Raw genomic sequence first — 16,888 nt, forward strand, 5'->3', positions numbered from 1 at the left:
TCGCTGCTTGCCTTTCACAGAGTCAGACTGGGACGGAGCCGAGAACTGAGCGGTCGTCGCGCGGACGATTTCCCCCGCCACCCCACCCCTCCACGCCGGTGCGGATCGCACCGGGCTCCTCGAAGTACGCGGCGCTCTCCGTGTCCGCGGGGTAGTACGACTCGATCGCGACCTCGTCCAGTGTGATGTCCATGGGGGTACCGAACGTGGTGATGGCCGAGAACAGCCGCACCTCTCGTCCGTGGAGACGCAGGATCATCGGGATCACCACATCGGATGCGACCGGTCGGCTCGACGCGTCCTCGGAGTGTGGGTCCAGCAGTTCCTCGTAGAGCGCCGTGAGTTCGGCGTCGGGAGCGATGGCGAGCTGACGCGTGATGCGGGAGCGGAACACGGCACGCACGTCGGTCAGGTTGACGACCAGAGGAGCGAACCCGCCCGGGTCCAGTCCCAGCCGCACCAAGTTGACCGGCGGCCGTAGCAGCTCGGTGTCGACGTCCGCGAGGAACGGCTCGGCCGCGCGATTGGCCATCACGATGTTCCACCGGCGGTCGAAGGCCGGCGCCGGGTACGGCTCATGCGCGCGGAGCACCCTCTCGACCGCGTCCCGGGCCGCCGACAGCGCGTCGTCGTCGAGCGGCCGCTCGGCGTACCGGGGTGCGAAGCCGGCCGCGAGCAGTAGCCGGTTGCCATCACGCGACAACTCCCCGGTGCCGGGCCGGAGATCGTGGTCGTCGACATCTGGCGGATCGATAAGGGGCTGATCGCCGAAGGGTGGGAGATCATCGAGCCGGTGGCTCAGGCGGCCGCCAATCCGGTGTGGTGGGAGCCCGCTGAGCGCTGACCCGGCGACGCGCCGCGAGTCCCCCACACCCCCACCACTGACGCCACCGCGTAGAAGGAGAACCGGCTCAGGTCCCGGTGGCCTGGGCCGCCGCCCGGCCCGCCGCGCGGCCCGAGAAGAGGCAGCCGCCGAGGAACGTGCCCTCCAGGGACCGGTATCCGTGGACACCGCCGCCTCCGAACCCGGAGACCTCCCCGGCCGCGTACAGGCCGGGCACCGGCGTGCCGGTCGCGTCCAGGACCCGGCCGGAGAGGTCGGTCTGGAGGCCACCGAGGGTCTTGCGGGTGAGGATGTTGAGGCGAACGGCGATGAGGGGCCCGGCACTCGAGTCCATGATCTTGTGCGCCGCCGCCGTGCGGCTGATGCTGTCCCCGGGATAGGCGAGGGCGTTGCGGATGCCCATGACCTGGAGGTCCTTGGTGTACGGGTTGTCCATCTCCCGGTCGCGCGCCTCGATCTGGCGTTGCAGGTCGGCCAGGTCGATCAGGCCGTCGCCGGTCAGTTTGTTCATGCCCCGGACGAGTTCGGACAGGGTCGTGGCGACGATGAAGTCCACGCCGTTCTTCTTGAACTTCTCGATCGGCTCGGGCGTCTGCCAGATGCGCGAGAGCAGCTTCCAGACGTTCTTCTCGGTCAGGTCCGGGTTCTGCTCGGAGCCGGAGAGCGCGAACTCCTTGGCGAGGATCTTCTGGGTGGTGACGAACCACGAGTAGTCGTACCCGGAAGCCGTGATCGATTTCAGGGTGTGGAGGGTGTCGTAGCCGGGCATGTCGGGCGCGTTGAAGCGTTTGCCCTTGGCGTCGAACCACATGGACGACGGGCCCGGCAGGATGCGGATGCCGTGCCCCGGCCAGATGGGGTCGTAGTTCCTGAGGCCCTCGGTGTAGTGCCACATGCGGTCGGGGTTGACGATCCGGCCGCCCGCCTTCTCGGTGATCGCGAGCATCCGGCCGTCCACATGGGCCGGAATGCCGGTGATCATGGTCTTGGGCGGGGTGCCGAGCCGGGCCGGCCAGTTCTGCCGTACGAGGTCGTGGTTGGCGCCGATGCCGCCCGAGGTGACGACGACGACCGGGGCGCGCAGCTCGAACTCCCCGACGACCGTGCGGGAACTGGGCTTGCCCCGGGCGGCGTCGCTCGGCTCCAGCACGGCACCCCGGACCCCGGTGACGGCTCCGTTGGTCGTCACGAGCCCGTCGACGCGGTGCCGGAACTTGAAGGTGACCTTCCCGTCCGCGACCGCCGCCCGCACCTTCTTCTCGAACGGTTCGACGACCGCGGGTCCCGTGCCCCAGGTGACATGGAAGCGCGGCACCGAGTTGCCGTGTCCGTCCGCGAGGCCGCCGCCGCGCTCCGCCCAGCCGACGATCGGGAACCACTGCACGCCGAGGCCCGCGAGCCAGGAACGCTTCTCCCCGGAGGCGAAGTCCACGTACGCCTCGGCCCACTTGTAGGCCCAGTGGTCCTGGCCGGCCTTGTCCGTGATGCCGCGGTCGAAGCCCGCCGTGCCCAGCCAGTCCTGCCAGGCCAGTTCCTGGGAGTCCTTGATGCCCATCAGTCGCTGCTCGTCGGAGTCGACGAGGAACAGACCGCCGAAGGACCAGAACGCCTGACCGCCGAGGTTCGTCGCCGGTTCCTGGTCGAGAAGCAGTACCTTGCGGCCCGCCGCGGCCAGTTCCGCCGTGGCGACCAGGCCGGCCAGCCCGCCGCCGACGACGATCGCGTCCGCGTCCGAGGCGGCGGCCGAGGCGGCGAAGGCGGGGGCCGTCGCCTGGGCGAGAGCGGTGGCGGCGAGCGCGCCGCCCGCCGCCGTCAGGGCGCGGCGCCGGGTGATCGCGGCCAGGGCTGGGGAGTTCTCCATGGACTGCCTTCCGGAGGAGACGGAGGAACTGCGGGGGGTGGGGGGCGAGGGGACGTGGGACACCGGGGATGTTCTTGGGACGACTGCACTGTTACCGTCGGTAGCGCACAGGGAATCAGGTCGTCACATCAATGTGGTAGTGGCCGGACACCAACGTGCGGACGGCTTCGTTGTGTCCCGGCGACAGCGCGGACGGAGAATCGACTCATGGCTGTCGTCCACGAGCGCGAACCGGTCACCGAGATCCTGCGGACGATGGCCGTCGACGACGACGTGTGCGGCGAACTTGTCCGCGCGGCCCGGGCCCACTCCCCCGAGGTCGCCCGGCTCACCGAGGCGGAGAGCCGCTCCCACGTCACGGCCATGATCCGCGCCGCCGGCGAGTGGTTCGCCACCTTCGGCGGGGTCGAGCAACAGGACTTCACCGCCGCCCTGTTACTGGGAGCCGACCGGGCGGGCCAGGGCGTCGCGATGACCGCGGTGCTGCGCGGAGTCCAGGCCGGACTGGGCCGCGCGCTGGAGATCACCGTCGAGCGCTGTCGGGCGGCGGGGGTCCCGGACGGCACACTGCTCGGCGTCGTCCTGCGTCTCCACGAGTACGGCGCCGCGATCGAACGTCATGTGATCAACGGCTACCGGGCCGCCGAGCGGGCCACCCCGCACGAGAGCGCCGAGGTCCGCACGAACGTACTGCGCAGACTGCTGGTCGGCGGAGTCGTGCCGTCGCCCCTGGAGATGGCGGGAGCCGGAATGCAGCCGGGCGGCGGCCCGCACCACTGTGTCGTCGCGGACGCCGGCGGCCCCGCGGCCGAACGCCTCCTCACGGACCGGCTCTCCGGACTGGGCGCGGTCTCGGGCCTGATAGAGGGACGGCCGGCAGGCCTGTGCCGACGGATGCCCGGGATCGAAGAGATGGGCGCGTCGGCTCTGGTCGTGGTCTCACCGGCCGCTCCGCTGGAGGAGATCCGCCCGCTGTACCGGCTCTGCGTCCGGGCCGTGGACATCGGTGTACGCCAGGGCCGACAGGGCCTGTACGAGCTGACCGACTTCGCCGCCGAGATCGCCCTCGCCGACCAGCCCCTCCTGGGCTCGCACCTGAGCGCCCGGCTGCTCGGCGCCCTCGACGAGTCGGACGCCTTCCACCGCCAACTGGCGGTCACCGCACTGACGTTCCTCGACAACGGCCGGCGTCTCGACCAGAGTGCGACGGCCCTGTTCACCCACCCCAACACCGTCCGGTACCGGCTCGGCCGCCTCCAGCAGATCACCGGGCACCCGCTGACCGACCTCGCGTCCGGGCCCCTCGCCGAACCACTGAGCACCCTGCACTGGTGGTGGGCCCTGACCACCTGGCTCCGGCAGGACCCGGAGCCGCTGTAGCGGTCACAGCGGCTCCGCACCCGTGGCCCCGCCCCGTACTCAGGTGCCGAGCTCGGGCCTGCGGTCCCCCTTGCGGTCGCGGCGGGCCAGCACACGCTGGGCGCGGGCCAGGCCGTTCGGGATGTTCCTGCGCAGCGCGGCGCGGGCGGCGTTGGAGCCGGGGGCCCCGTGCACACCGCCTCCCGGATGCGCGGAGGCCGACGCCAGGTAGAGGCCCTTCACCGGTGTCTCCGGGCGCCCGGTGCCGGGGACGGGCCGGAACACGAGCTGCTGGTGCAGGGCCGTGGTCCCGCCGTTGATGGCGCCCCCGTGCAGATTGGCGTTGAGTGCCTGGAGGGTGGGCGGTGCCAGCACGCGCCGGGACCGGATCAGGGAACGGAACCCGGGCGCGAAGCGCTCGACCTGCCGCTCGACCCGGTCGGCCATCAGCTCCTGCTCCTTCGTGTCCCAGCTCCCGGTCAGTCCGTCGTCACCCGCGTCGCCCTTGATGTGGTGCGGGACATGGGTGTACGCCCAGGCCGACTCGGTGCCCTCGGGCGACCGGGTGGGGTCGGCGGTCGTCATCTGCCCGAACAGCGCGAACGGCCGGTCCGGTACCTGCCCCATGGCGACCTGTGCCGCGAACCGGGTCAGCTCGTCGACGCCGTCCGCCAGATGCACGGTGCCCGCGCCCGCGGCCTCGGGAGCCTGCCACGGCACGGAACCGTCGAGGGCCCAGTCGACCTTGAAGGTGGCGAAGTCCCACTGGAACCGGCGCAGATCGGCCAGCACCTGCGGGGGCAGGTCGGCGCTGTCCACCAGTTCGCCGTACAGGGCCGGCGCGGACACGTCCGCGAGTACGGCCCGGCCGGCGGACACCGTCTCGCCGCCGGCCGTGCGCACCGCCACGGCCCTGCCCTCCCGGACGACGACCCGGCTCACGCGCTCCCCGCACCGGAGCACCCCGCCGCGCTCCTTCAGCCGCCGGGTCAGCGCCCCGATGAGGGCGCCCGACCCTCCTACGGGCACGGGAAACCCGTACGTCTGGCCCAGCATCGACATCAGCCAGCCGAAGCCGCCGCTTCCCGCGGCCTCGGGGGCGAGGTCGGCGTGCAGCGCGTTTCCCGCCAGCAGCAGTCTGCCGCCCTCACCCCGGAACTCCTCCTCGCCGAGACGCCGTACCGGCAGCACCATCGACCGGGCCATACGCAGCCCGCCCGCGGTCCGCAGCCGCAGGGCCAGGCGGGCGCCCGAGCGCACCGGCGGGAAGGGTGTGAACAGCGCTTCCAGCAGGTCGGGGCGGAGCCGGTCCCAGATCCGGTGCAGCTCGCGCCAGGCGTCGCCGTCACCGTCGGCGAAGACGTCCAGTGACGCGGCGGTGTCGTCGACGTCGCGTCCCAGCACGGCGCACCGGCCGTCGGACAGCGGATGGGCCAGTACGCGTGGCGCATGGCTCCAGTGCAGCCCGTACCGCTCCAGGTGGAGTCCGGAGAGGACCGGCGAGGCCGCGGCGAGGGGGTAGAACGAGCTGAAGAGGTCGCTCGTGAAGTCCGGGTCGACCCCGTGGTCGTGCCGGACCGCGCCCCCGGGCTCCTCCTGCTCCTCCAGGACTTCGACGCTCCAGCCCTCGTCGGCCAGCAGATTGGCGGCGACGAGCCCGTTGGGACCCGCCCCGATGACTACCGCGTCCGGCATGGCCGCCTCCCGTCCCGCCGCAGTACCGCACGGACGACGCCGGTCATGCTGGCCTCGGCTGCGTACGGGCGGGCCGGGAGCCGTTCTGCGCGTCGCCCTCGCACACGTCGGCCAACCGCTTGAGCATGGCCCGGTGCCTCAGCTGGATGAGTCCTTCCACGGCGGCGTTGTGCAGGACGCCGCCGGCTCCCTGCAGCGGATGCTCGTCGATGATGACCAGCGTGTACTCGCCCCAGGGCCGCAGTTCGATGGCGATGCGGGCCGTGCCGAGCGGACCGGCGATCGCTTCCAGCTCCAGCTCGCGCTCCTCGACGCACGCTCGGACGACCGACTCGTTGCCGACGGTCCAGAGCCCGATCCGCACCTCGTAGCCGATCGCGGAATGCACCTGCGGCCACTGGCCGCGCACGGGGTACGAGGATGCCGTCCCCACGACCCAGTCCGCGTACCGGGTGCCGTCGGCCAGGACGGCCCACACCTCGCGCGGACTCTTCTTGATGAGCCTGTGGCGTACGGCCACCTCTGCCTCCCTCGTATCGCACCCGTGTGTCGCACTCGTGTGTCGCGCTCGTGTATCTCACCCGTCGAAAGCGGGTGATCGGTGCCGAGTCCCCCGGCATCCGGAATTCAACCGACCGCGGGCCTGCCGCTGCCGGAGCCGTCGGCCCGTCCGCCCTTGCCGAGCAGGCCGGTGGGGCGGAAGGGCTCCCGGGCCGCCAGCCGGGGCAGGGCCCGGCGTGACACGCGCAGCACGACCGGCGGCAACGCGACGCGGCCCAGCTGGGCGGCGCGGAGCCAGCCGGGCACGTACACGGAGGTGCGCCGCCGCTCGACGGTCCGCGCCAGCCGGGCCGCGACGTGCTCCACCGGATAGACGCGGCGGGCCGGGGGTGGCATGTGGCCGCGCAGTTCGCGCAGCACGGCGTGCTGGTCGGCGTCGCGGATCATGTCGGTGTCGGTCCAGTTGAGGTAGGCGATACCCACCGCGATCCCCTGATGGGCCACCTCGGCCCGCAGGGAGTGGGCGAAGGCCTCCACACCCGCCTTGGAGGCGCAGTAGGCGCTCATCATCGGCGACGCGCCGATCGAGGCCAGTGAGGCGACCTGGAGGTAGTAGCCCGCCGTGTCGACCAGGTCCGGCAGGAAGGCGCGCGCGGTGATCGCGCTGCCGGTGAGGTTGACGTCGATCACCCGGCGCCAGGACGCCGGGTCCGACTCGGCGAAGGGGCCGCCCTCGGCGATACCCGCGTTGGCGATCACCACGGAGGGCGTTCCGAAGTTCTCGCGGACGTCGCGGGCGACGGCGGTCATGCCGGTGTCGTCGGTGATGTCGACCTCCCAGGCGGCGGCCGGGGTCAGTTCGGCCGCCAGTGCCTCCAGCGCCGGTTTCTCGTGCCCGAGGAGCGCCAGACGGGCACCGCGGCCCGCCAGGTCCCGGGCCAGGGCGGCGCCGACTCCTCGGGCGGCTCCGGTCACCACCACCGTGCGGCCACGCAGCGGATCGTGTTCCACGGGTCTCCTTCGTGCCGGGCTCAGTCCGACTCCGAGCCGATGGGGATACTTCCCGTCGCCGACCGGACCCGGATGCAGGTCAGGACCACCCCTGTCCATCCGACCACGATTCGGGATACACCGCCCGCCGTCGGCTCGTACGCCGGCCGGGACCCGGCGGGGGCCCGGCCGGGGACTCGCCGGGGCCCGACCGGCGGACCCGCCGGGACCCCCGTGGGCCCGTACGTCGGCCGGGGCCCGCCGAGGACCGACCGGGGACCGACCGAGGCCGGTCGCACCCACGCGGCGGGCCGGTCGCGCCTACACGGCGGAGCCGCACAGGTCACGGCCCCGTGTCCCGCACCGCGCACACCGGCATCGTCAGAGTCATTGACGCGCACCACGCCGGCCCCTAATTTCTGATCGACCTTCCGAACCATGTTCGAGATATCGACCCACGGCCGTCCGCCCTGGGCCCTCCGTCACGCCCGCATCCGTTGTGGAGACCCCCATGAGCGCAAGACCCCAGCCGTCCCGACGCCTCCTCCTCGGCCTGGCCGCCACCACTCCCCTAGCCGCGTCCGGCGTACTGACCTTCGGCGCCGGCACCGCCCACGCGGCCGACTCGGCCTACGTCATGTGCTACTTCACCGAGTCGACCAGCCTCGGCCTCGGCACCGACTACGGACTGCATCTCGCCGTCAGCACCGACTCGCTCAACTGGACGCCGCTCAACCAGAACAACCCCCTGGTGACGCCCACGGCGGGCGCCCTCGGTCTGCGCGACCCGTTCCTCATGCGCAAGCAGGACGGCACCTTCGTCGTCATCGCTACCGACCTCAAGGGCACCGACTGGAGTTACAACAGCCAGTACATCCATGTCTGGGACTCCGCCGACCTGCGCACCTTCACCGGTTACCGCCGGCTCAAGCTGCACGACATGACCACGCACAGCTGGGCACCCGAGGCGTTCTGGGACGCCGGCCGGGGCCAGTACGCGGTCATCTACTCCTCGGTCGACTCCAGCGGCCACAACGTGATCATGGTGAACTACACCACCGACTTCGTGACCGCGTCCGCCCCGCAGGTGTTCTTCGACCCCGGCTACGACGTCATCGACGGGAACATGGCCGTCGGCGTGAACGGCTACAACTACCTCTTCTTCAAGAAGAACCAGACGCTGGTCGCGGCGAGGTCCACCTCCCTGAACCCGGGCAGTTTCACCGAGTTCAGCGCGGGGGTCGCACACGGCGGCACCGAGGCCCCGACGGTGTACAAGTCCCTGACCAGCAGCACGTGGTTCCTCTGGGGAGACACCTACACGCCGAACGGTGTCTTCTACGCCTGGCAGTCCAGCAACCTGGCCTCCGGCACCTGGACCGCCCTCGACCAGAAGACCTACACCCAGCCGGTCAACTCCAAGCACTGCGGCATAGCGACGATCACCGCGACCGAGTACACGAACCTGCTCGCCAAGTGGGGCGCCCCGGCCTGGAACCGGCTCAAGTCGTACAACTACCCGGACCGTTACGTCCGGCACGCCAACTACGCCGCCCGCGTCGACACCTACCCCTTCGACCTGTACACCGACTCCCAGTGGAAGCTCGTCCCGGGCCTGGCCGACGGTTCCGGCGTCTCCTTCCAGTCGGTGAACCACCCCACCCGCTATCTGCGGCACTACAACTACGCGCTCCAACTCGACGTCAACGACGGCACGTCGACGTTCGCGGGCGACGCGACCTTCTACCGTACGGCGGGCCTCGCCGACTCCTCCTGGGCGTCGTTCCGCTCGTACAACAACCCCACCCGCTACATCCGCCACGCGAACTACGTGCTGCGCATCGACCCGGTCTCCACGGCCACGGAACAGCGGGACGCGACGTTCCGCGTCGGGTACTGACGGCCCGGAGGCCCACGTCCCGCCCACGTCCCGCCCGCGTCCGGCCCGCGTCCGGCCCGCGTCCGGCCGCCGATGATCGCCTATCTTGGCGCGTATGCAGTCATACACGATCGGCCAGGCGGCGCGTCTGCTCGGGGTGAGCCCGGACACCGCGCGGCGCTGGGCGGACGCGGGCCGGATGGTCACGCACCGGGACGAGGGCGGGCGGCGCCTGATCGACGGCAAGGAACTGGCCGCCTTCTCCGTCGAACTCGCCAAGAGCGGCGGGGGCGAGGAGGACACCTCGTACACCTCCGTCCGTAACGCCTTCCCCGGCATCGTCACCGCCGTGAAGCTCGGTGACGTCGCCGCCCAGGTCGAGATCCAGGCAGGACCGCACCGGCTGGTGTCGCTGCTGACGCGGGAGGCCGTGGAGGAACTGGGCCTCGAGGTCGGGGTGGAGGCCACCGCCCGGGTCAAGTCGACGAACGTGCACATCGACCGGGCCTGAGAACGGCACGGGCTACCGCCTCCCCAAGGGCCGCACCCGAACCCTCACCCCATACAAACGCACATGCGAGCCAACCTGTCCTCCTCTCCAGCTTGTGCGAAGTAACAGAAGACTTTGACCTCGCATCTGCGGCATTATCATCAACGCGTGCACTGATGATGGTGTCCGTGAGGACCAGAGGGAGTGGACCCGTAATGAGCCGTACCGCGCGCCGGACCCGCAGGACTCGTCGGCCCCTCCGGGCCCTCCAGGTGGCCGGCGCGGGCGCCGCCGCCCTGCTGGCGCTGAGCGCCTGCTCGTCGTCCGACGACGACTCCTCCGCTTCCTCGTCGGCGAAGTCGGACTCCTCGGCGTCCACCTCCTCGGCGGACAAGGTGTCCGGCACGGTGACCGTGTTCGCGGCCGCCTCCCTCAAGGAGAGCTTCACGACGCTGGGCGAGCAGTTCGAGAAGGAGCACCCGGGCACGAAGGTCACCTTCAGTTTCGGCGGCAGCGACTCGCTGGCCGCGAGCATCACGGGCGGCGCCCCCGCGGACGTGTTCGCCTCGGCGAGCCCCAAGACGATGAAGATCGTCACCGATGCCGGGGATGCGTCGGGGACACCCGCGACCTTCGTGCGCAACGAGCTGGAGATCGCCACCCTGCCCGGCAACCCCGACGGGATCGCCTCCCTCAAGGACCTCACCAAGTCGGGCCTGAAGGTCGTGCTGTGCGACAAGGGGGTGCCGTGTGGCGCGGCCGCCCAGAAGGCCCTGGACGCGAGCAAGCTGAAGCTCACCCCCGTCTCGTACGAGCAGGACGTCAAGGCGGCGCTGACGAAGGTCGAGCTGAAGGAGGCCGACGCGGCGGTCGTCTACAAGACCGATGTGCACGCGGCGGGTGACAAGGTGGAGGGTGTGGAGTTCCCCGAGTCCGCCGACGCCATCAACGACTACCCCATCGCCTCGCTCAAGGCAGCGCAGAACACCGAGGGCGCCGAGGCGTTCATCGCGCTGGTGCGGTCCGCCGAGGGTCAGAAGGTCCTGACCGGGGCCGGGTTCCTCAAGCCGTGACCTTCTCGAACGACAAGTCCGCCGCCGCGACCGACACCCTCCGAGGTCGGCCGCGGCGGCGGCGCGTCCGGACGGGCGAGGGCGCGGGTGGCCGGGGTGTGCCGCTGCCACTGCTGGTGCCCGCGCTGATCGGCCTGGCGTTCCTGATCGTCCCGCTGATCGCCCTGCTCGTGCGCGCTCCCTGGCGGAGCCTGCCGGACCTGCTGACCAGCGCCGAGGTGTGGCAGGCGCTCCGGCTGTCGCTGGTGTGCGCCACGGCGGCGACCGCGGTGAGCCTGGTCATCGGTGTGCCGCTGGCCTGGCTGCTGGCCCGCGTCGAGTTCCCCGGCCGGGGCCTCGTACGGGCCCTCGTCACCCTCCCCCTTGTACTGCCGCCGGTAGTCGGTGGTGTGGCCCTCCTCATGGCGCTGGGCCGCAACGGCATCGTCGGCAGGTGGCTGGACTCCTCGTTCGGGATCACGCTGCCCTTCACGACCACCGGGGTCGTCATCGCCGAGGCGTTCGTCGCCATGCCGTTCCTCGTCATCAGCGTCGAGGGCACCCTGCGCGCCGCCGACCCGCGCTACGAGGAGGCCGCGGCCACGCTCGGCGCCTCACGCTTCACGGCGTTCCGCCGGGTGACGCTCCCGTTGATCGCGCCCGGTATCGCGGCGGGCGCGGTCCTGGCGTGGGCGCGGGCGCTCGGCGAGTTCGGCGCGACGATCACCTTCGCGGGCAACTTCCCGGGCCGTACCCAGACCATGCCGCTGGCCGTGTACCTGGCCCTGCAGAGCGACCCGGAGGCCGCCATCGCCCTCAGTCTGGTCCTGCTGGCCGTGTCCGTCGCGGTGCTGGCGGGCCTGCGCGACCGTTGGATGACAGCAGGATGACCGAACCCCGTTACGCCGCCTCCGAAGCCGCCGGTGCCTCCGACACCGCCGCTGCCGCATCTGACGTACGCGCCGACCCCTCCGACGAGGGCCTCGACGCACATCTCGTCGTCGAGCGCGGCACCTTCCGGCTCGATGTGGCGCTACGCGCCGCGCCCGGCGAGGTCGTCGCCCTGCTCGGCCCCAACGGCGCCGGCAAGACCACCGCGCTGCGCGCCCTCGCCGGTCTGACACCGCTCACCGGCGGCCGGTTGCGACTGGACGGCACGGCGCGGGAGCGTACGCCACCGGAGTCCCGCCCGGTCGGCGTCGTCTTCCAGGACTACCTGCTCTTCCCTCACCTGACCGCCCTCGACAACGTGGCCTTCGGACCGCGCTGCCAGGGCGCGAGCAAGGCCGAGGCGCGTGCGCGGGCGGCGGAGTGGCTGGGCCGCCTGGGCCTCGCGGAGCACGCCGGTGCCAAGCCACGTCGGCTCTCCGGTGGACAGGCCCAGCGGGTCGCCCTGGCCCGCGCGCTCGCCACCCGCCCCCGACTGCTCCTGCTCGACGAGCCGCTGGCCGCCCTGGACGCACGGACACGTCTGGAGGTACGGGCCCAGCTGCGCCGCCACCTGGCCGAGTTCGAGGCGGTCGCCGTGCTGGTCACGCACGATCCGCTGGACGCGATGGTGCTGGCCGACCGGCTGGTGGTGGTCGAGGACGGCCGGGTCGTCCAGGAGGGCGCCCCGGCCGACATCGCCCGCCGTCCCCGTACCGACTACATCGCCCAGCTGGTCGGCCTGAACCTCTACCGGGGCGAGGCCGACGGGCACGCGGTCCGGCTCGACGCCGGTCCGGCCATCACCACCACGGAGGCCCTGCGCGGTCCGGTCTTCGTGGCGTTCCCGCCCAGCTCGGTGACGCTCTACCGCGACCGCCCCACCGGAGTCAGCGCCCGCAACCTGTGGGCCTGCGAGGTCGCGGGCCTGGAAACCCACGGCGACCAGATCCGCGCCGACCTCGCCGGAGAACTACCCCTAGCCGCAGACCTGACCACGGCCGCCGCCGCGGAACTCGACCTGCACCCGGGAGCGGCGGTCTGGGCAGCGGTAAAGGCAACACAGACGCACGCGTACCCGGTCTGACCGGGCTGCTGGGACCGGCTGGCCGGAGTGGCCTCTCGGTACGGCGGGTCGGCGCGACCCGCCGGCGCAGCCGGTCACCGCAGCCCGTCGGCCGGCGCCTCAACCTCCCCGGCACGCCGGAGCCACCGCCGCGGCCGTCATGGCGCGGCCGTCATCCCGGGCCGCCGCCCTGTCGCCGCCACGCCGCCGCCCCGTCGGCGCCCGTCGGCGCCCCGTCACCGCCGTCATGGTCGCGTTACGAGAACCCCGGTTCACGTCAAGCATCCGTCAGGGACCCGGCCCGACCCTCGGGCGGCGGGCATAGCTTCGCTGGTGTGCCCGGCCGATCCGGCCGCGTGGCGCACATCGCCTTCTGCGAGGAGCAGCCTGATGTCTGCGATCGACCACTGCGAGGACCCCGAGCCCTCTGAACGCGTCCCGGCCGGACTTCTCTTCGTCCCCGTCCGGTCGGGGCCCGCGGGCTGCACGGCCCGGTTCTTCCGCACTCCCCTCGGCAGCCGCACGGCCGTCGGATTCACCTCGGCGGCACGGCTCGCCGCCACTCTGGGCACGGAACAGCCCTCCATCAGGCTCTCCGAACCCGCGCTGCGCGCCCTCGCCGCCCCTTTGGGCATCACCACCCTCACGGTCGACCCGCAGCTCTCCGCTCCCCCGGCAGCAACCACCGCCTCCCCCACCGGCACCGGTACAGGTGTCGACTCCCCCGCGCGGAGGCGCCCGCGGCACACCCGTGCCCTGCGTGTGACCGGCGCCGCCGTCGTCGTCTCGTACCTGAACCTGCTGATCGGCTGAGGAGGCGCCCGCCATGACCGTTTCCCTTCACCCGTCCCTCCCGTCCCTCCCGTCCTCCCTGCCCGGGGATCCCGGTGCACTGTCCCGACTCCTCGACGGCGCGGGCACCGACGGGCCGTCCGTCTGGCCCCGTTCCGCACGCCCCGAGGCCGGCGGGGACGTCTCCGTGGGCGGGGTCTCCCTCACCGAGGCCGCCGACCGCTTCGGCACCCCCCTGTACGTCCTCGACGAGCAGGAGGTCCGGGAGCGCTGCCGCACCTACCGCGCGGCGTTCCCGCAAGCCGACGTCGTGTACGCGGCCAAGGCGTTCCTGTGCCGCGCGATGGCGCACTGGGTGCGGGAGGAGGGGCTGGGCCTGGACGTCTGCTCCGCCGGAGAACTGGCGCTGGCCGTCACCACGGGCTTCCCACCGGAGAAGATCGTGCTGCACGGCAACGCCAAGAGCCCCGAGGACCTGCGCACCGCGCTGCGGCTCGGGGTCGGGGTCATCGTCGTGGACAGCGCCTCGGAGATCGCCCGGCTGGCCGCGATCACGCCCGCCGACGCCCGTCAGCAGGTCATGGTGCGGGTGGTACCGGGCATCGCGGCCGGCGGACACGCGAAGGTGCGCACCGGTACGGACGACCAGAAGTTCGGCCTGTCCATCACGGACGGGTCGGCGCAGCACGCGGTGGCGCGGATCCTCGACCAGCGGCACCTGGAACTCGTCGGCCTGCACTGCCACATCGGCTCGCAGATCGGTTCCGTGAAGCCGTACGTGACCGCGGTACGGCGACTGGTCGGGCTGCTGGCCCGGATCCGGGAGCAGCACGGCGTCGTCCTGCCCCGGCTGAACATCGGCGGCGGGCACGCCATCGCCTACCGGCCCGGCGAGCCGAGCCTCGACGTGGGTGTCCTCGCCGACCGCGTGCGCACCGAGCTGGCGGACGGCTGCGCCCGGGCCCACCTGCCCCTGCCGCTGCTCATGCTGGAACCGGGCCGGGCGATCGCCGGACCCGCCGGGGTCGCGGTCTATCACGTGCTGGCGGTCAAGCGCACCGGCGAGCACACCTTCGTCGCCGTCGACGGCGGCATGAGCGACAACCCGAGACCGGCGCTGTACGGGGTCCGGTACGCGCCCCGCCTCATCGGACGCCACTCGTCAGCGCCGCCCCGCACCGTCACGGTCGTGGGCCGGCACTGCGAAGCGGGTGACGTCCTCGCGGACGAGGTGGAACTTCCCGGTGACGTACGCCCCGGCGACCTCCTCGCCGTCCCGGCCGCCGGCGCCTACCACCTGTCCATGGCGTCCGGTTACAACCTGGTCGGCCGGCCCCCGGTCGTCGCGGTGTCGGGCGGGATCGCACGCGTGCTGGTGCGCCGCGAGTCACTGGACGACATGACCCGACGCGACGTGGGCCTGTAGCGCCCGGGTACGCCCGCGGCACCCCTCACTCGACCGGCCCGACTCACCGCCGAACCCCGGCGGAGGGCCGGGCCCCGGCCACACGGACGGACGCGAGTCCCGCTCGCACCCCGGGTGCCACGGCCCTCGCGGGCCCGTACAAGCGTCGTAGGACGCTTGTGAGCCCCGACGAGCGAGAGTCACGCGCCCTTCCGTGGGCCTGCGCCCGAGGCGAGGGCCGTGCGGGCTTCGTGGACCCGCACAAGCCAGGGCCGCCCGGCCGTCGCGGACCGGCGGACGTCCGAGCGAGAGCCGCGCGGCCGTGGTAGGCCCGCCCGAGCGAGGGCCGTCCAGCCTTCGTGGCCCCCGCACACGCCAGAGCCGTACGGCGTCCTGGCCCGTACCAGCGAGAGTCGTACGGCCCTCGTGGACCCGTACGGAGACGGGCCGGGCCAGTGCCCGTGGGCAGCCGCGCCGCTACGGCGCGGAGCCCCATTCGTGCGGTCGCCCGCCACGCCATTCCACCCAGCCGGGGTCGTCCAGCAACTCGGCCGGGGAGGACAGTCCGGCGGCCTCCAGGAACACGATCAGATCGCGGTCGGAGTGGGCCAGCCCCAAAATCTCGGCCCCGCCGTCCCGGTGCACGCTCACGCGTCGCCCGCCGCTCGCGGCGGGCCGGTGCACAACGACCAGTGCGCGTTCCACGGGATCCAGAGTGTCTCTCCCCCTCAGGTCGACGCCGCCCGGTCCGGGCACACGTCTCGCTGGTCACGGCCAGCGGGACGGGCGGGACGGGCGGCGGGAACGGTCAGCGGGCCCGGGGTGCCCCCCGTCGCCGCTGTGCCGGCGGGGGCGGAGGCGGCGAGAAGGTGTCCTCGTCCTCGTCCAGGGGCGGCAGCTCGATGGTGTACTGCGGCTGGAGAAACAGACCGTGGTGCTGGGGCACGGCAGACGAGGCCGCCGCGTCCTGAACGGGACGTGCAGGGTCGCGATGCGAAGAGGCAGGCATCCAAAACCATCCGGAGTCGGGAGTCGCGCGGATCAGAGGCGGAGCTGTCGACCGATGAGCATCGGTACCTGCTACCTCGCGCGCTACTGCCCATTAGATCCTATCGGCGCCCTGAGAACGAAAGGGCGCGGTGCGCGGAGTGGTGTGGATGAGTGATCCGCGTCTCCGAAGGACTGCTCGCGGCGTGGTCCGCGGGCCGCCGGAAGCTCCTGCGGACCGCCTGTCACAGGGGGTCCTCCCAGCCGCGTCCCAGCAGGTCAGATGCATGCCCGGACCACACTCGGGCCACCTTTCGGGCCGACCGGCGCCCGGGGAGGGCGGTCCGACCGCCCCGGACGGTGATCCTCTGCGGGTGGCCGCAGGCCCGACGGGGCCCCGACCCCTGCCCACCGGCTTCCACACCCCCGCGTCCCCCGCGAAGACCCCCCTCCGCAGCCCCCGGTCCGACCGCACCGGCACCGCTATAAGCTCCGCCCATGGAGCGGATCTTGGTGGTAGGGGTCACGGGTGCAGGCAAGTCCACCCTCGCCCGGGCGGTGGGCGAGCGCCTGGACATGCCCTACTACGAGATGGACGCGCTGTATTTCACGGGTCCCGGCTGGGCCGTCAACGACACCTTGACCGAGGAGGTCGCACGCCTCACGTCCGCACCCCGCTGGATCGTCGACTCGGTCGGTTACCCCGAGGTCCGGGACCTGCTCTGGGACCGGGCGGACACCATCCTGTGGCTCGACTACGGGAAGCGTGTCGTCATACCCCGGGCCTTTCGCCGCTCCGTCAGGCGCACCGTCACCCGCGAGAGCATCTTCGGCGGCAACAGGGAGACCTGGGCGGGCTGGCTGAGCAAGGAACACCCGGTCTGGTGGGCCTGGTCCCAACACGCCGTCCGACGCCAGGAGATCGAACGCCGGACGCGCGATCCCCGTTTCGCGCCCCTCGACACGCTCCGGTTCTCCCGTCCCCGCGACACCGCGGCCTGGCTGACGTCCGTGTGACCCGACCGGACCCGCTGACCTGA

General features: G+C 72.1%; 15 protein-coding genes. 9 read left to right on the forward strand and 6 right to left on the reverse strand.

Going from position 1 to position 16,888, the window contains the following annotated elements; genetic code table 11:
• Window positions 1-22 precede the first annotated feature (22 nt).
• Both IE278_RS03690 and IE278_RS03695 read right to left on the reverse strand, forming a co-directional pair.
• Complete coding sequence (locus IE278_RS03690) at window positions 23-703, reverse strand: MmyB family transcriptional regulator (RefSeq protein ID WP_246569808.1); 681 nt, start codon at window positions 701-703, stop codon at window positions 23-25.
• A 208-nt stretch (window positions 704-911) separates the two neighbouring features.
• Window positions 912-2,705: an FAD-binding dehydrogenase gene (locus tag IE278_RS03695; protein WP_189768595.1), complete on the reverse strand. Its 1,794-nt coding sequence runs from the start codon at window positions 2,703-2,705 to the stop codon at window positions 912-914.
• 207 nt (window positions 2,706-2,912) lie between these two features.
• Between IE278_RS03695 and IE278_RS03700 the strand changes: the two genes are divergently transcribed.
• The gene (locus tag IE278_RS03700; RefSeq protein ID WP_189768597.1) at window positions 2,913-4,085 is read left to right on the forward strand and encodes a PucR family transcriptional regulator; all 1,173 of its coding nucleotides are present in this window, start codon (window positions 2,913-2,915) and stop codon (window positions 4,083-4,085) included.
• Window positions 4,086-4,124: 39 nt separating this feature from the next.
• Here IE278_RS03700 and IE278_RS03705 read toward each other — a convergent pair whose 3' ends face one another.
• The 3 genes from IE278_RS03705 to IE278_RS03715 form a co-directional block, all read right to left on the reverse strand.
• On the reverse strand, window positions 4,125-5,759 hold the full coding sequence (locus IE278_RS03705; RefSeq protein WP_189768598.1) for a phytoene desaturase family protein: 1,635 nt from the start codon (window positions 5,757-5,759) through the stop codon (window positions 4,125-4,127).
• Window positions 5,760-5,802: 43 nt separating this feature from the next.
• A complete protein-coding gene (locus IE278_RS03710) occupies window positions 5,803-6,279 on the reverse strand; it encodes an SRPBCC family protein (protein ID WP_189768599.1) in 477 nt (158 codons plus the stop codon).
• Window positions 6,280-6,386: 107 nt separating this feature from the next.
• Window positions 6,387-7,271, reverse strand: a complete 885-nt coding sequence (locus IE278_RS03715) for an SDR family oxidoreductase (RefSeq protein WP_189768600.1) — start codon at window positions 7,269-7,271, stop codon at window positions 6,387-6,389.
• A gap of 490 nt (window positions 7,272-7,761) precedes the next feature.
• Here IE278_RS03715 and IE278_RS03720 point away from each other — a divergent pair, with 490 nt between their 5' ends.
• From IE278_RS03720 to lysA, 7 genes are all read left to right on the forward strand, one after another.
• A complete protein-coding gene (locus tag IE278_RS03720) occupies window positions 7,762-9,150 on the forward strand; it encodes a glycoside hydrolase family 43 protein (RefSeq protein WP_189768601.1) in 1,389 nt (462 codons plus the stop codon).
• Between the two features lie 94 nt (window positions 9,151-9,244).
• Window positions 9,245-9,640: a TOBE domain-containing protein gene (locus tag IE278_RS03725; protein WP_189768602.1), complete on the forward strand. Its 396-nt coding sequence runs from the start codon at window positions 9,245-9,247 to the stop codon at window positions 9,638-9,640.
• Between the two features lie 194 nt (window positions 9,641-9,834).
• Complete coding sequence (modA, locus tag IE278_RS03730) at window positions 9,835-10,692, forward strand: molybdate ABC transporter substrate-binding protein (protein ID WP_189768603.1); 858 nt, start codon at window positions 9,835-9,837, stop codon at window positions 10,690-10,692.
• Window positions 10,689-11,561, forward strand: a complete 873-nt coding sequence (gene modB / locus IE278_RS03735; protein WP_189768605.1) for a molybdate ABC transporter permease subunit — start codon at window positions 10,689-10,691, stop codon at window positions 11,559-11,561. The genes modA and modB overlap by 4 nt, the downstream gene beginning before the upstream one ends.
• A complete protein-coding gene (locus tag IE278_RS03740) occupies window positions 11,558-12,685 on the forward strand; it encodes an ABC transporter ATP-binding protein (RefSeq protein WP_246569810.1) in 1,128 nt (375 codons plus the stop codon). The genes modB and IE278_RS03740 overlap by 4 nt, the downstream gene beginning before the upstream one ends.
• Before the next feature lie 369 nt (window positions 12,686-13,054).
• Complete coding sequence (locus IE278_RS03745) at window positions 13,055-13,477, forward strand: SAV_915 family protein (RefSeq protein ID WP_189768606.1); 423 nt, start codon at window positions 13,055-13,057, stop codon at window positions 13,475-13,477.
• Window positions 13,478-13,490: 13 nt separating this feature from the next.
• Window positions 13,491-14,882, forward strand: a complete 1,392-nt coding sequence (lysA, locus tag IE278_RS03750; RefSeq protein WP_189768607.1) for a diaminopimelate decarboxylase — start codon at window positions 13,491-13,493, stop codon at window positions 14,880-14,882.
• 456 nt (window positions 14,883-15,338) lie between these two features.
• Here the strand turns inward: lysA and IE278_RS03755 are convergent, their stop codons facing one another.
• Window positions 15,339-15,566: a hypothetical protein gene (locus IE278_RS03755; protein WP_189768608.1), complete on the reverse strand. Its 228-nt coding sequence runs from the start codon at window positions 15,564-15,566 to the stop codon at window positions 15,339-15,341.
• 780 nt (window positions 15,567-16,346) lie between these two features.
• Between IE278_RS03755 and IE278_RS03760 the strand changes: the two genes are divergently transcribed.
• Window positions 16,347-16,865: an AAA family ATPase gene (locus IE278_RS03760; RefSeq protein WP_189768610.1), complete on the forward strand. Its 519-nt coding sequence runs from the start codon at window positions 16,347-16,349 to the stop codon at window positions 16,863-16,865.
• The last annotated feature ends 23 nt before the right edge of the window (window positions 16,866-16,888 follow it).

The organism is Streptomyces tauricus, from assembly GCF_014650955.1.
Taxonomy (GTDB): Bacteria; Actinomycetota; Actinomycetes; order Streptomycetales; family Streptomycetaceae; genus Streptomyces; species Streptomyces tauricus.

Bases quoted from the DNA above. Each gene is read 5' to 3' on its own strand.
- IE278_RS03695 (WP_189768595.1), bottom strand. From the start codon at position 2,705: ATGGAGAACTCCCCAGCCCTGGCCGCGATCACCCGGCGCCGCGCCCTG.
- IE278_RS03700 (WP_189768597.1), top strand. From the start codon at position 2,913: ATGGCTGTCGTCCACGAGCGCGAACCGGTCACCGAGATCCTGCGGACG.
- IE278_RS03705 (WP_189768598.1), bottom strand. From the start codon at position 5,759: ATGCCGGACGCGGTAGTCATCGGGGCGGGTCCCAACGGGCTCGTCGCC.
- IE278_RS03720 (WP_189768601.1), top strand. From the start codon at position 7,762: ATGAGCGCAAGACCCCAGCCGTCCCGACGCCTCCTCCTCGGCCTGGCC.
- IE278_RS03725 (WP_189768602.1), top strand. From the start codon at position 9,245: ATGCAGTCATACACGATCGGCCAGGCGGCGCGTCTGCTCGGGGTGAGC.
- modA (WP_189768603.1), top strand. From the start codon at position 9,835: ATGAGCCGTACCGCGCGCCGGACCCGCAGGACTCGTCGGCCCCTCCGG.
- IE278_RS03740 (WP_246569810.1), top strand. From the start codon at position 11,558: ATGACCGAACCCCGTTACGCCGCCTCCGAAGCCGCCGGTGCCTCCGAC.
- IE278_RS03745 (WP_189768606.1), top strand. From the start codon at position 13,055: ATGTCTGCGATCGACCACTGCGAGGACCCCGAGCCCTCTGAACGCGTC.
- lysA (WP_189768607.1), top strand. From the start codon at position 13,491: ATGACCGTTTCCCTTCACCCGTCCCTCCCGTCCCTCCCGTCCTCCCTG.
- IE278_RS03760 (WP_189768610.1), top strand. From the start codon at position 16,347: ATGGAGCGGATCTTGGTGGTAGGGGTCACGGGTGCAGGCAAGTCCACC.